The 14,964-nt window shown below is 71.7% G+C and carries 9 protein-coding genes; 6 read left to right on the plus strand and 3 right to left on the minus strand.

The annotated features are described in order from the left end of the window. Nucleotides 1-120: 120 nt before the first annotated feature. Nucleotides 121-840 (plus strand): FAD binding domain-containing protein, encoded by a 720-nt coding sequence (locus ACRWNP_RS14320; RefSeq protein WP_431961577.1) that lies wholly within the window; start codon nt 121-123, stop codon nt 838-840. Nucleotides 841-983: 143 nt separating this feature from the next. After that, a complete protein-coding gene (locus ACRWNP_RS14325) occupies nt 984-1,376 on the plus strand; it encodes a hypothetical protein (RefSeq protein WP_431961578.1) in 393 nt (130 codons plus the stop codon). A gap of 388 nt (nt 1,377-1,764) precedes the next feature. On the opposite strand, the gene ACRWNP_RS14330 is transcribed toward ACRWNP_RS14325, so the two are convergent. Then, nucleotides 1,765-2,649: a hypothetical protein gene (locus ACRWNP_RS14330; RefSeq protein WP_431961579.1), complete on the minus strand. Its 885-nt coding sequence runs from the start codon at nt 2,647-2,649 to the stop codon at nt 1,765-1,767. A gap of 288 nt (nt 2,650-2,937) precedes the next feature. On the opposite strand from ACRWNP_RS14330, the gene ACRWNP_RS14335 reads away from it, so the two are divergent. Together ACRWNP_RS14335 and ACRWNP_RS14340 are read left to right on the plus strand one after the other, a co-directional pair. Beyond that, nucleotides 2,938-4,974, plus strand: a complete 2,037-nt coding sequence (locus tag ACRWNP_RS14335; RefSeq protein ID WP_431961580.1) for a S9 family peptidase — start codon at nt 2,938-2,940, stop codon at nt 4,972-4,974. Nucleotides 4,975-5,274: 300 nt separating this feature from the next. Continuing rightward, nucleotides 5,275-9,081 (plus strand): GH92 family glycosyl hydrolase, encoded by a 3,807-nt coding sequence (locus tag ACRWNP_RS14340; RefSeq protein WP_431961581.1) that lies wholly within the window; start codon nt 5,275-5,277, stop codon nt 9,079-9,081. Between the two features lie 56 nt (nt 9,082-9,137). Here ACRWNP_RS14340 and ACRWNP_RS14345 read toward each other — a convergent pair whose 3' ends face one another. Both ACRWNP_RS14345 and ACRWNP_RS14350 read right to left on the minus strand, forming a co-directional pair. After that, nucleotides 9,138-11,363, minus strand: a complete 2,226-nt coding sequence (locus tag ACRWNP_RS14345; RefSeq protein WP_431961582.1) for a TIGR03767 family metallophosphoesterase — start codon at nt 11,361-11,363, stop codon at nt 9,138-9,140. A gap of 302 nt (nt 11,364-11,665) precedes the next feature. Continuing rightward, nucleotides 11,666-12,460, minus strand: coding sequence for an SGNH/GDSL hydrolase family protein (locus ACRWNP_RS14350; protein ID WP_431961583.1), 795 nt, complete (start codon nt 12,458-12,460; stop codon nt 11,666-11,668). Nucleotides 12,461-12,679: 219 nt separating this feature from the next. Here ACRWNP_RS14350 and ACRWNP_RS14355 point away from each other — a divergent pair, with 219 nt between their 5' ends. Beyond that, nucleotides 12,680-13,630 (plus strand): GlxA family transcriptional regulator, encoded by a 951-nt coding sequence (locus tag ACRWNP_RS14355; RefSeq protein ID WP_431961584.1) that lies wholly within the window; start codon nt 12,680-12,682, stop codon nt 13,628-13,630. 125 nt (nt 13,631-13,755) lie between these two features. Further along, nucleotides 13,756-14,754, plus strand: coding sequence for a type I glyceraldehyde-3-phosphate dehydrogenase (gap, locus tag ACRWNP_RS14360; RefSeq protein ID WP_431961585.1), 999 nt, complete (start codon nt 13,756-13,758; stop codon nt 14,752-14,754). Nucleotides 14,755-14,964 lie beyond the last annotated feature (210 nt).

Consider the following 14,964-nt stretch of genomic DNA (forward strand, 5'->3'; position numbering starts at 1 on the left):
GCCGGCCATTGAGCCCTGTACGCGCTCCCGGCCCTACGGGGAGAATTCCCAGCACAAGCGATCATGCGACCGGCACGCTCGCCGTCCGGCCGCCCACTCCCGGAAGGCGGGTCGACTGCCGTGCTGCTGCATCTGCCCACGTCCGTGCCCGAAGCACAGGGGTTCATGGCCCAGGGAGCGGTGCCCGTCGGAGGGGCGACGCTCGTGTGGGCCACCTGGCAGCGCGACGGGTTCCCCGCCCTGGCCATGTCGCTGCGCCACCTGCCGGAGGCCAACGCGATCGAACGCGAGGCGCTGGGCGCCGCGGTGGTGCTGAACCGGATCGACGACCGGGTCCCGGAGGTGCTGCGACGGGCGGCGGCCGGCGTGGGCACCGGCGCCGTGCGGCGGACGGCCACCGTCGGCGGCAACCTCGTCGGCAGCACCCTGCGCTGCCTGCTGCCCGCCGCGCTCGTCCTCGATTCCCGCGCGATCACGCTGGCGCCGGACCGGACCCACGAGACCGATCTGGCCGAGGCCGTGGCCAAGCAGCACCTCCTGCTCGGCATCCGCTGGCGGGTGCCGCTGGTGAGCGCGTACGAGAAGCTGCCCGGCGAGGCGGGCGGGCCGCCACCCCTCGTCGTCGCCGCCGCGGTGCACGCCGCCGACGGCGGACGCCGCCTGCGCGTGGCCGTCCGCGACGGCTACGAAGTGCTGCGCGGGACCGTTTCGTTCGACGAAGGCACCGGGGCGGTCCTACGCGCGCTGGAGGAGACGGACCTCGCCGCGCTCGCCCCCACGGCCTGGGACGTGGTGCGCAGGCACGTCACCGGACTCGCCGGACGCCTCCCCGGTTCCTGAGCCAGCTCGGCCGACGCGAACTGCCCCGCCGCATCGGGTATGCCCGGGCGTCCCCGGTTGTTGATGTGTGCGAGGGCTCGTGCCGCACCCCCCGGCGCGAGGTCTCGCCCATCCCCACAGGATCGGAAGAGGCGAGAGAAGAGATGGCTGACACGCCGGAAGAGCAGCGGCGCGGGACCCCGTTCGGCCAGGTCCGGAGCGGTCCGGAACCGGCGCGGATGTGCCTGATCACGCCCGACGGCGTCACCACGGTCGAGTTCGCCCTGGAGCCCTCGATCGGCCTCCGGTGCGCCCGCGCGGAAGGCGCCGCGGCGCTGGCGCTGAACCGGTGGCTCCATGACTCGGATCACGCACGGTACTGCGAACTCCAGGTCGCGTTCCTGCAGTTCGAGTACAACCCCGGTCACGAGTCCTTCGCCGCCGACGAGGTCCGGGCGCTGCGCGCCCTGCTCGGGGAACAGCGGGGCACCGCACGGTGGAACGACGCCCTGGCGAGCCTGCTCGCCAGGCTGGAGGCCTGCGAGGCGGAGCTTTGACCGCCGGAGGGTGAGGCCGGCCGGCAGGCACGGTCACCCGGCGGCCGCCACGACCGCCTCGCGGTGCCGCTCCCGCCGGCCGCTTCGTCGCCCCTCCCCGGATTGCGGATGCTCGCGGGCGTGATGACCCACGCCTGCCTCGGGGCGTTCGAAGGGCTTCCACCGGGTCAGCTTGATGAGGTCCCGGGTCGTCCATGAGAACGTCGCACAGCGCGTCGCGTATCGCCGCTGCCCGGCGCGCGGGGTCAGGGCCGGATCAGGTCCATGCGTCCCTGGATCGAGAGGGCCGGCCTCACCCGCCCGCTGACGAAGTCGCTTTCCGGCGTGTCCCGGCCCCGCGATACCGGTCGGTCGATGCGGAAGAGCTCGAGTGGCCGTGCGTGGGTTGTCATGTGTGCCTCGTGGGTGCGTCACGCCGGTGGAGAGCGAGGGTCCAGGTGTGGACGGTGTACGTGGTGGGGCGGCCCGGCCCGGGTTCGGCGACGACCGCGGTGAGACGGTCGCCGTCGAGGCGCAGCTCGCTGATGAGGCCCGACGTGTTGTCGGCGGCGACCGGCAGCAGTTCGGCGAGGACGGTGCCGGCCAGGCTGCGGTCGACGGCGCGGAGCACCCCGGCGTCGAGCACCAGGATCGTGCCGTCCTCCAGCACCACCGGACGCGGCACCACCGGGTGGGTGAGCCGCGGACCCCGCTCGATCACGCCCCCGGGCAGCAGCCGGACGACGCGGCTCCCGGTGGGGTGCCTCCGGTCGGCCTCGACGACACGGACGCCGGTGCCGACCACGTAGTGGCCGTAGCTGCGCCAGGAGTCCACGGTGGCGCCGTCGCGGTCGTACTCCCAGGTGTCGAAGAAGTCGTAGCCCTCCAGGCCGAGCAGGAAGCGTCCGCCGCGCAGCGCGGCGCCGCGCTCCCCGCGCAGTTCCGCGATCAGGGTGCCGTCCGCCAGGTCGAGCAGGAGGGCCGGGCCGAGGAACCCCCAGGGCGTGTACTGCAGGGAGTCCGTGGTGACCAGCACCCTGCCCCCGGAGACGTGGGCGGCGTTGGGACGGCCGTCGAAGGCGTGGGTCCAGCGCGTCCGGCCCGAGGCGTCGGCGCAGCTGATCTCCCCGGTCGCCCCCTGGATGCGCAGGTCGTCCCGGCGCGCCAGCGGCCGCCCATCGGGCCGCTGCGGGTACGGCGGCCGGCCCACCGCACTGTGACGGTCCACCACGGCGACGCGCCACGGGCCGGGGTCCGCCCCCTCGGCGCGCCCGTTTCCCTCGGGTATCGGCATGGGCGTGATGCTAGCCGCTGCGCGGCGCCCGCCGGCCGACGGGATCACCCGCGTCCTCCGGGAGCCTCGCGCGCCTCACGTGCGGGACCGGCAACGCACGGTGTTCGTCATCCGCAGGACACGTGACGCCGGTCCAGGGTTGCAGGGGCCCTACGGGCCGCATCCCGGCGCAGGGCGGCCACGGTGCGGCGCACCCGGCCGGCGGGCAGCCGCTGCCTGCGTCTTTGACCGCGATTTGCCGCCGGGGGCACTGGTGCGGGACCACTCCGGGGATTCAGGATGATCCTCATGCCCGACTCCACTGCATTCCACGACCTGGCGGCGTTCCTCGCGCTGCCCCGCGTCTCCTCGCTCGCGCTGTCGCCCGACGGGACCCGCCTGGTGACGGCGATTCAGGAACTGTCCGCCGACCGCACCCGGTTCATCGGTGCCCTGTGGGAGGTGGACCCGGCCGGGGAGCGCCCGGCCCGGCGGCTCACCCGCTCGGGGCGCGGCGAGTCCGCACCCCGGTTCCTGCCCGACGGCACCTTGCTCTTCCTGTCCTCGCGTCCGGTGGCCGACCCCGCTGAGGGCGAGGACGACCGGCAGGAGGCGGCGCTGTGGAGCCTGCCGGCGGGCGGCGGGGAGGCCGCGCGACTGCTGGCCAGGGCCGGCGGGATCGACGAGTACACCACGGCCACCGGATCCTCCCGGATCGCCTTCGGAGCCTCCCTGCTGCCCGGCGCGGCGGACGCGGAGCAGGACGAGCGGCTGCGCGAGGCCCGCCGGAAGGCCAAGGTCTCGGCGATCCTGCACGAGTCGGTGCCGGTGCGGTACTGGGACCACGACCTGGGCCCAGGGGTCCCGCACATGTTCACCGTCGCGGACGCCGCCGCGCAGGAGCCCGCTGCCGTGGACTGCGGCGCGCGCCGCGCCGCCTTCGCCGAGGGTGTCGCCCTCTCCCCCGACGGCTCGCTGGTCGCGTACGCGACAGCCGTGGGCACGCTCCCCGACGAGCTCCGCGGCGTGGTCGTCGTCGCGGACGCCGAGACGGGCAAACCGCTGCGGATGCTGGAGGACCCCGACGCGGAGTTCGGCGCCCCGGCGTTCACCCCGGACGGCCGGGACGTGGTGTGCGCCCGCCGGCGGCGGGTCACCTGGGACGCCCCCGGTGACGTCACTTTGTGGCTGGCGAGCGCAACGGACGACCGGGACGCGGGGCGCGACCTGCTGCCCGGTTTCGACCAGTGGCCGGGCGCACCGGTCGTCTCCCCGGTACCCGGTCAGGACGGGGCCCCGGTGGTGTACTTCGCCGCCGACGAGGGCGGCCACGGACCGGTCTTCCGGCTCTCCACCGGCAGCGGTGAGCTGGTCGCGCTGACCGCGTCCGGTACGTACTCGGACGTGGTGGTGAGCCCGGACGGCGGCACCGTGTACGCGTTGCGCTCCGCGGTGGACAGCCCTCCGCTCCCGGTGCGCCTCGACGCCGCGACGGCCGGGCAGCAGCCCGTTTCCCTGCCCTGTCCCGGGCAGGACACGGCTCTGCCGGGCAGCCTCACCGAGGTGCACACCACCGCTGAGGACGGGACGGCGCTGCGGGCGTGGCTGGTGCTGCCGGACGGCGCGGGCGCCGACACCCCGGCGCCCCTGCTGCTGTGGGTCCACGGCGGCCCACAGACCAGCTGGAACGCCTGGCACTGGCGCTGGAGCCCGTGGGTCGCGGCCGCCGCCGGTTACGCGGTCCTGCTTCCGGACCCGGCGCTGTCCACCGGCTACGGCCGGCACATGCACGAGCGCGGCTGGGCGCACTGGGGCGGCGCGCCGTACGACGATGTGATGGCGCTGACCGACGCCGCGCTGCTGCGGGACGACCTGGACGGCGATCGCACCGCGATGATGGGCGGCTCCTACGGCGGCTACATGGCCAACTGGATCGCCACCCGCACGGACCGCTTCAAGGCGATCGTCACCCACGCGAGCCTGTGGAACATGTACAGCTTCGCGCAGGTCACCGACTTCCCGGCCTACTGGATGCGGCGGCAGGGCGACCCGCTGGTCAGCACCGAGCGGTACGAGCGCGAGTCCCCGCACCTGCGGGCCGCCAAGATCACCACGCCGATGCTGGTGATCCACGGCGACAAGGACTACCGGGTGCCGATCGGCGAGGGCCTCGCGCTCTGGAACGACCTGGTGCGGTTCGAGGTCCCGGCGAAGTTCCTGTACTTCCCCGACGAGGGGCACTGGATCCTCAAGCCCAACAACGTCCGCCTGTGGTACGCCACGGTGCTGGGCTTCCTGGCGCACCATGTGCGGGGCGAGGAGTGGCGGCGTCCCGACCTGGTCTGACGCCGCCTGATCCCACCCGCGCCGCCGGGGCCGGTCCGGACCGTGCCCCGGCGGCGCGGGTGGGACCGCCGGCTCGGGCCGCCGCGTCCCCGCGCGACCGCCCCTGACGTGACGGCCTCTCCGCCGCGGGTTTGACGTGCCTTCACGCCCGCCGCACCGGGTTGCGGCGGGCATCCGCGAACCCAGCCGGCCCGAAAGTCACACCAACACCCTTGACACCAACAGTGCTTTGACCCCCTACTAGCCCTTGCAAAGCGAACTTGACAACGTTGTCCAGGCGCAGAAGGGGTGCTCGCGCATATGCAGCAGAGAGCTGCCCGGCACAGATGGAGTTCCTCGGCGGTCGTGTTGGCGACCGCCTTCGCTCTGGCCGCGGCCACACAGCAAGCGGCGGTCGCCGTGCCCGAACCCGAGCCGCGCGTCGACGCCTTCGCGTCGTCGTTCGAGTCGGGTGATCCCGCGCCCGACTGGCGCAACACGGTGGACACCGCGGCGGACGGTTCCAAGCGGGCGTCGGATGTGGACGGTGGCTACAGCACCGGCATACCCGGCAACCTCAACGACCACGTCACGGACATCCGCGCCAACGGCGAGTACACGGACTCGGGCGAGGTGAAGGAGAACCTCGTCGACGCCGAGCCCGGGACCAAGTGGCTGGTCTTCCAGCCCACCGGCTGGGTGGAGTTCGACCTCGACGCCCCCGCGAAGGTCGTCACCTACGCGCTGACCTCCGCCAACGACGCCGCGGAACGCGACCCGCGGGACTGGACCCTGCAGGGCTCCACCGACGGCAAGGACTGGAAGACCCTGGACACCCGCTCCGGCGAGTCCTTCCCCGAACGGTTCCAGACGAAGTCGTACGACCTCGCGGAGCCCGCCGAGTACCAGCACTTCCGGATCGACATCACGAAGAACAACGGCGCCTCGGGCATCACCCAGCTCGCCGACCTGCAGTTGTCGACGGGCAGCACCGGCGACCCCGTACCGCAGGACATGCTCTCGCTCGTCGACCGCGGCCCGAGCGGCTCGCCGACGGCGAAGTCGGGCGCCGGCTTCACCGGCACGCGGGCGCTGCGCTACGCGGGCCGGCACACCGGCGACGGCCGGGCGTACTCGTACAACAAGATCTTCGACGTCGACGTGCCCGTCCGCCAGGACACCGCGCTGTCGTACCGGATCTACCCGTCGATGGCGGACGGCGACCGCGACTACGACGCCACCAACGTCTCGCTGGACCTGGTCTTCACCGACGGCACCTCCCTCAGCCGCCTGGGCGCCACCGACCAGCACGGCTTCGCCCTCACCCCGCAGGGGCAGGGCGCGGCCAAGGTGCTCTACGTCAACCAGTGGAACGATGTCGTGTCGCGGATCGGGTCGGTCGCGGCCGGCAAGACCGTCGACCGCATCGTGGTGGCGTACGACTCCCCCAAGGGCCCGGCGAAGTTCCGCGGCTGGCTGGACGACGTGGCGCTGAGGCCCCTCGCGCCGCAGAAGCCGAAGAAGCACCTGTCGGACTACGCGCTGACGACCCGCGGCACCAACTCCAGCGGCAGCTTCTCGCGCGGCAACACCTTCCCGGCGACGGCCGTGCCGCACGGCTTCAACTTCTGGACGCCGGTGACCAACGCGGGCACCCTCAACTGGCTGTACGACTACGCCAAGGCCAACAACTCCGACAACCTGCCCACGATCCAGGCGTTCAGCGCGAGCCACGAGCCCAGCCCCTGGATGGGTGACCGGCAGACCTTCCAGGTGATGCCGTCCACCGCCTCCGGCACCCCGGACACGGCGCGCCGCGCGCGGGCGCTGCCCTTCCGGCACGAGAACGAGACCGCCCGCCCGTACTACTACGGGGTGAGGTTCGAGAACGGCCTGAAGACGGAGATGGCACCGACCGACCACGCGGCGGTGCTGCGCTTCACCTACCCCGGCGACGACGCGAGCGTGCTCTTCGACAACGTCACCGAGCAGGCGGGCCTGACGCTCGACAAGGAGACCGGCACCTTCACCGGGTACTCCGACGTGAAGTCCGGGCTGTCCACCGGCGCCACCCGGCTGTTCCTGTACGGCGAGTTCGACGCGCCCGTCACGGAGGGCACGTCGAGCGGCGTGAAGGGTTACCTGCGCTTCGACGCGGGCGAGGACCGCACCGTCTCGCTGCGCCTGGCCACCTCGCTGATCAGCATCGACCAGGCGAAGGACAACCTGCGCCAGGAGATACCGGACGGCACCTCCTTCGAGACGGTGAAGTCGCGCGCGCAGAAGCAGTGGGACAAGCTTCTGGGCCGCGTCGAGGTCGAGGGCGCCACGCCGGACCAGCTGACGACGCTCTACTCCAGCCTGTACCGGCTCTACCTGTACCCCAACTCGGGTTTTGAGAAGGTGGGTTCGAAGTACCAGTACGCGTCCCCGTTCGCGGCGATGCCCGGTCCCGACACCCCGACCCACACCGGCGCGAAGATCGTGGACGGGAAGGTCTACGTCAACAACGGCTTCTGGGACACCTACCGGACGACGTGGCCGGCGTACTCCTTCCTGACACCGGGGCAGGCCGGTGAAATGGTCGACGGGTTCGTACAGCAGTACAAGGACGGCGGCTGGACCTCGCGCTGGTCGTCCCCCGGCTACGCGGACCTGATGACGGGCACGTCCTCGGACGTGGCTTTCGCCGACGCCTACGTCAAGGGTGTGAACTTCGACGCCGAGGCGGCGTACGACGCGGCCGTGAAGAACGCGACGGTCGTCCCGCCGCAGTCGGGCGTCGGCCGCAAGGGCATGACCACCTCCCCCTTCCTCGGCTACACCAGCACGGACACCCACGAGGGTCTGTCATGGGCACTGGAGGGCTACCTCAACGACTACGGCATCGCCGAGATGGGCAAGGCCCTCTACGAGAAGACCGGCAAGAAGCGCTACAAGGAGGAGTCCGCCTACTTCCTCAACCGCGCCCGGGACTACGTCAGCCTCTTCGACTCCAAGGCCGGGTTCTTCCAGGGCCGAGACTCCCAGGGGAACTGGCGGGTGGACTCGGCGAAGTACGACCCGCGGGTGTGGGGCTACGACTACACCGAGACCAACGGCTGGGGCTACGCCTTCACCGCCCCGCAGGACAGCCGCGGCCTGGCCAACCTGTACGGCGGCCGTGACGGCCTGGCGAAGAAGCTCGACGAGTACTTCGCCACCCCGGAGACCGCCTCGCCGGAGTTCGTCGGCTCCTACGGGGGCGTCATCCACGAGATGACGGAGGCGCGGGACGTGCGGATGGGCATGTACGGCCACTCCAACCAGGTGGCCCACCACGTGACGTACATGTACGACGCGGCCGGGCGCCCCTGGGAGACGCAGAAGAACGTCCGCGAGGTGCTCTCCCGCCTCTACACCGGCAGCGACATCGGCCAGGGCTACCACGGCGACGAGGACAACGGCGAGCAGTCGGCCTGGTTCCTGTTCTCCTCGCTCGGCTTCTACCCGCTGGTGATGGGCAGCGGCGAGTACGCCATCGGCTCCCCGCTGTTCACCAAGGCGACGGTCCACCTGGAGAACGGCGAGGACCTGGTCGTCCAGGCGCCGAGGAACAGCACGCGCAACGTGTACGTGCAGGGGCTCAAGGTCAACGGCCGCTCCTGGACGTCCACCTCGCTGCCGCACTCGCTGCTCGCCAAGGGCGGCGTGCTGGAGTTCGACATGGGCCCGAAGCCCTCGTCCTGGGGCACCGGCAAGAACGCCGCGCCGGTGTCGATCACCCAGGACGACGAGGTGCCCACGCCCCGTGCGGACGCCGTCAAGGGCGACGGCGCGCTGTTCGACAACACCTCGGCGACGGACGCGGCCGTCACCACCGTGGACCTCCCGGTGAAGGGACGCACCAAGGCCGTCCAGTACACGCTGACCTCGTCGTCGGACCGCGCCAAGGCCCCGGCCGGCTGGACGCTCCAGGGCTCCCCGGACGGCACGCACTGGAAGACCCTCGACAAGCGCTCCGGTAAATCCTTCACCTGGGACCGCCAGACCCGGGCCTTCTCGGTCGTCTCTCCGGGCGGCTACACCCAGTACCGCCTGGTCCTGGACGCCGAGTCGACCCTGGCGGAGGTGGAGTTGCTCGCCTGATCCGCGCATGGCGAGAGGGCGGGCGCGCAGTGGACTCCGCGCCCGCCCTCCTCGCGTCAGGGGGCCAGCAGGTTCAGCCAGGTCCCCATCCGTACGGTGCCGTCCGCGGGCAGTGCGCGGGAGGACTGGAAGGAGCGCACCGCGGCGTCCGTCGCCGGGCCGAAGGTGCCGTCGACGGTCAGTCCCGCGCCGCGGGTGTTCAGCAGGTACTGCACGGCGGAGACCGCGGGACCCGAGTCGCCCTGCTTCAACGTCGCGACGACCAGGGCCTGCCAGGTCGCGGGGCCGACCACGCCGTTCGAGGGCAGACCGCGGGCGGTCTGGAATGAGCGGACCCCGGCGGCGGTGGTGATGCCGAAGACCCCGTCCACGGCGAGTCCCACCCCGCGGGCGTTCAGCAGGTACTGCAGGGCCCTGACCCGGGTGCCGCTCTGCCCCTGCTGCAGCAGGGGCCAGTCGGGCGCGGGCGTCCCGGCGCCGGTGGGCAGCGGGAACGGGAGCGGGAGCAGCAGTTGGGTGTTGCGGGCCGTCGGCGCGCCGCGCCGCAGGTCGATACCGCGGCCGACGGACTGGATGTCGTTGGCGGCCAGTTCGCGCGCCAGTGCGGCAAGCGTGGCGGGGGTTCCGGTGTCCCCGCCGTACGACAGCGGCGCGTCGGCGTCGACCATGGTGGTGAAGATCGACAGGTAGCCGCCGCCCTCGGCGATCTCGACGATCCGGGACTGCACGGGCCAGTCGATGTGCGAGGCCGTGTTCACCTCCCAGAAGCCGGCGCTGAGCGCGGAGGTCCACGCCGGCTTGTGCGCGGTGATGTTGTTGGTGTGCGTGTGGCCGTCCACCATCAGCACGACGTTCGGGAAGCGCAGCAGCTTGTCGCGCAGGTCGGCACCGTTGTAGGGGGCGTCGTCGTCGGTGTTGTCCATCGAGTCGAGCGTGTGGTGGCAGCAGACGACGATCAGCTTGTCCTTGACCCCGGGCTGCGTGACGACGGTGCCGGGACCGGTGCCGTTGGCTCGGTCCGTCTCGTAGCGGGAGCTGTTCGCCTTCAGCTGTGCGTCCAGCCACTCCCACTGCGCCTCGTCGAGGGCGCCGTTCGCGCCGCCGCTCGCGTTGGTGGTGTCGAGCACGAGGACCTGGACGAGGTCGGAGGGGCCGGAGGGTATGGCGTAGTAGGCCCGGTCGCTGCCGGAGGTGAAGCCGTGTCCCGCGGGGGTGCCGGTGGTGCGGAAGTGCTCGGCGACGAACTCGCGGCGCTCCAGCAGGCGTCGTGCGGGGTCGGCGGTGACCTTCTCGGTGTCGAGGGTGAAGTCTCCGGTGATGATGTCGGTCAGCAGCTCGATGTAGTAGGCGGGCCCGTTGTCGAAGACGTCGGGGACGCCCTCGATCTGCGTGATCTTCGTCGAGCCGGTGGCGATGCTCTTGAGCGGGTCGAACGGCAGCACGTCCGGGGCGACGTTGCCCTGGACGAGCCCGTCGTGGTTGCCGTAGGCGGCGTACCAGGGCATGCGCAGCCCGCCGGCGGTGAAGGGCCTGCGGGCGGCGGTGAGCAGCCCGGTCACCAGGGGGAAGCCGGCCAGCTCGTTGTTGTCGGCCGGGCTCTGCCGGGCCTGCGGGTGCCAGTAGTGGACGTCGCTGCCGAACCGTCCGCTGCTCACGCTCTCGTCGAGGGCGAGGTTGCCCGAGTCCGGGGTGACCGTGTTGCCGTCCAGCAGGTCGATGTACCAACGGGTCTCGTTGTACTGGCAGTTGTCGACCGCGTCCCCGGTGACGACGGTGAAGGCCAGCGGCGCGCCGGTCCGCGGCCCGCGGCCGATCTGCCGGACGGCGCGGCACATGGCGTCGGTCGTCTGGGTCGACAGGAACTCGTGCGCCCGGTAGGCGGACTCGGTGGGATAGGAGTTGTAGTGCGGCGGGCCGTAGTCGGCGAGCCGGTCGAGGCACTCGACGCGCAGCGGTGACTGGTCGTCGACGATGTGCAGGTCGGACATCTGGGCGAAGGCGATCAGCGACCGGGTCACCGTGGGCGCGGTGACGTTGGCCAAATCCTTGCGGACGAGGTGGGGTTCGCCGGGCCCCGCGACGATGCCGCGGTAGCCGGACCCGAGGTCCGGGCCGCGCAGCAGCGTACGATCCAGGGTCGACAGGCCCGGGGGTACGGAACCGTCGTCGGCGGTGGTCAGTGGGGCGGCGGCCGCCAGGCCGGCGAGGCCACCCGGGGCGACGGTGGCGGTCACCACGCTCATGGCGGTCGCCATCAGCATTCTTCGGCGCGTCAGAGACATTCCGCATCCTGTTCGGTCGTCAGCCGCCGTGCGCGGGCAGCACGGCATGGCGAGGGGGAGACGAGGGAGGCGCGCGAACCACCCGGTCGTGGAGCTGAGGACCGGGCCGCGCCAAGCGTGGCAAAGGGAGGGCCCGGACCGCAAGGAGTGGTTCAGCCACTCATCCACTTTGTCACTGACTCACCTTGTGGTAGCGGCCGGTGACGGCACGCCACGACCCCGCACGGGCCTTTCGGCACGGCCGTACGGGGTCGGCGGAGGGGGCCGGCCGGGCCGGCCCCCTGGTGCGGGGAGGCGGGTGGTCAGCTGTTGGCGTTCAGGACGGGGTAGTAGCCGCTCGAGTGGCCCTTGGCGGTGGGGTGGTAGGACTCCCAGCTCGGCGAGACCACCAGGGAGTGCAACCAGTCGTCGCCGGAGCACAGTTCGTGGCCGTTGAAGGTCCCCCGGACGTCGCCGAAGACGAAGCCGTGGGCGGCGGCCCGGGCGGCGATGACGCCGTCGAGGACGTCCGCGGCCTCGTCGATCTTGCGGTGCTTGGTGTCGGACAGCCCGACGCACAGGACGTTCAGGGTGTACACGCGGGGATAGCCGAGGACGACGACCTTGGCGTTGGGGGCCTTGGCGCGGATCGCGTCGTAGGTGGCGTCCAGACGGGCGGGCAGGGTGTTGCGGGCGTAGTTCTCCGCCTGGTTGACCCGGTTGACGCAGTCGGTGTCGGAGCCGATCACACAGGTCGTCATGACGTCCGAGAAGCCCGCGTCGTTGCCCCCGATGGTGAGGGAGACCAGACCGGTGGAGGCGTTCAGCGGACCGAGCTGGTTGTTGGTCACGTCCGTGGTCACCGCACCCGAGCAGGAGGTGTCGGCGAAGGATGAGGGAGCGTGGGCGTTCTTCCAGAGGTACGGGTACGCGCTGAAACTCCGGTGGCAACTGCCGCTGGCGCTGTCGTAGTTGCCCGCGCCGTTGCCGGCGGAGTACGAGTCCCCCAGCGCGACGTAGGCGGGCCCGGCGGCGTGCGCCGGGGTGGACCAGAGCAGGCCGAAGGCCAGGGTGACGAGCAGGGTGGTCAGGGCCGACAACGACGTGGTGCGTCTCACGGAACCTCCCTGGGCGGAGAGTTGACTACCACTTGGTAGCCCCTGACCCGGACGATTGGGAAGTGTCCATGACAATAAAATGTTAAAATTTCTCCGCGCGTAGATCTCGCGTTCGGCCGACCGTGGCCTCCGGGCCGCCGGGGCGCCGGGCGGCTGATGGCAGGATGCTTGCGGTAGAGGCCGGTCACGCCACCGGGCGGGAGAGCAGGAGGAGGCCCGTTGAGCCGCGGGAAGAATCATCACGTCGTCGTGCTCGTGCTGGAGGGCGCCAAGCCGCTCGACGTCGGGATCCCGGCGCAGGTGTTCGCCAACCGCCCGAGCATGCCCTACGAGGTGCGGGTGTGCGGCGCCGCGCCCGGGCTGGTGACCGGCGGGGACGGACTGTCGTACCACGTGGCGGAGGGGCTCGAGGCCTTCGAGGACGCCGACACCGTCTTCATCCCCGGCTACCGGGAGCCGGCGGGCGCCGAACCGCCCGCGACGGTCGTCGGCGCGCTGATGGCTGCCCACGAACGCGGTACCCGGCTCGCGGCCATCTCGACCGGGGCGTTCGCGCTGGCGGCGACGGGCCTGCTCGACGGCAAGCGGGCCACCACCCACTGGCACTACACGAAGGCCCTCGCCGAACGGCATCCACTGGTGCGGGTGGACGAGAACGTGCTGTTCGTGGACGAGGGCGACGTGCTCACCTCGGCCGGAGCGGCCTCCGGCATCGACCTGTGCCTGCACCTGGTGCGGCGCGACCACGGCGTCGGCCTGTCCAACCACGTGGCGCGGCGCCTGGTGGCGGCGCCGTACCGCAGCGGGGGCCAGGCCCAGTACGTCCCCCGGAGCGTGCCCGAGCCGCTCGGCGACCTGTTCGCGAGCACCCGCGAGTGGGCACTGGCGCACCTCGCCGAACCGCTGACGCTCGAGACGCTCGCCCGCAACGCCCGGGTGTCGGCGCGCACCTTCTCACGGCGGTTCGTGGAGGACACCGGCTACACACCGATGCAGTGGGTGCTGCGCGCCCGGGTCGACCTGGCGCGCGAACTGCTGGAACGCACCGACCTGGGTGTGGAGCAGATCGCCGACCGCGTCGGCCTCGGCACGGGCGCGAACCTGCGCCTGCACTTCCACCGCATCCTCGGCACCTCCCCCACGGAGTACCGGCACACCTTCTCGGCCTGAGTGGCGAGATCCTTGCGACCGGTGGCGAAAGGTATGGCGCGATACTTGCGCATGCTGTCGTTCTGGCCACTGCCGGGGCGGCGCCCCAATGCCGACCATGGAGGCGGCAACGAAAGGAAACCTCCATGACCCGCATCGCCGTCAACGGATTCGGCCGCATCGGGCGCAACACCCTGCGCGCCCTCGTCGAGCGCGGCAGCGACCTCGAGGTGGTCGCCGTCAACGACCTCACCGCACCGGAGTCCCTCGCGCACCTGCTCAAGTTCGACAGCTCGCTCGGCCGGCTCGGCCGCACCGTCGAGGCGGACGGCTCCGATCTGGTCGTCGACGGCCGCCGGATCAAGGTGCTCGCCGAGCGCGAGCCGGCCAAACTGCCCTGGGCAGAGCTCGGAGTCGACATCGTGCTGGAGTCCACCGGGCGCTTCACCTCGGCCGACGCCGCCCGCGCGCACCTGACCGCCGGTGCCGAGCGGGTCCTGGTGAGCGCCCCCTCCGACGGCGCCGACGTCACCCTCGCCTACGGCGTCAACACCGAGGAGTACGACCCGGCCCGGCACGTCATCGTGTCGAACGCCTCGTGCACCACGAACGCCCTGGCCCCGCTCGCGTCGGTGCTGGACGACCTGGCCGGCATCGAGCACGGGTTCATGACCACGGTGCACGCCTACACCCAGGAGCAGAACCTCCAGGACGGCCCGCACCGCGACATGCGCCGCGCCCGCGCCGCCGGCGTGAACATCGTGCCCACCACCACCGGTGCCGCCAAGGCCATCGGCAAGGTGCTGCCGAAGCTCGACGGCAAGCTCTCGGGCGACTCCATCAGGGTCCCCGTGCCGGTGGGCTCGATCGTGGAGCTCAACACCACGGTCTCCCGCGACGTCACCCGCGAGCAGGTGCTGGACGCCTACCGGGCCGCCGCCGACGGCAAGCTGAAGGGCATCCTCGACTACGCCACCGAGCCGCTGGTCTCCAGCGACATCACCGGTCACCCGGCCTCGTCCATCTTCGACGCCGCCCTCACCCGGGTCGACGGCCGCCACATCAAGGTGGTGGCCTGGTACGACAACGAGTGGGGCTTCTCCAACCGCGTCGTCGACACCCTCGAACTCCTCGCCCGCGGCTGACCACCGGGCGGGGCCGGCAGCACGTGCCGGCCCCGTCGCCGCCGGCCCCGCGGTGGTCGGGGGCTCTTGGTGCCGGTCTGTGCCTGGTGGTGTTCGGAGTCGTCGGCGAAGTCCCCGCCGAGGCCACGCGGCAGTCCTCCGTGAGCGTCGCCTCACCCGTCGTCTCCGGCGATGAAGCCGCTCGGAGGTTGAGCTGCCACCGTGGGACGC

The organism is Actinacidiphila sp. bgisy160, from assembly GCF_965342435.1.
Lineage (GTDB): Bacteria > Actinomycetota > Actinomycetes > Streptomycetales > Streptomycetaceae > Actinacidiphila.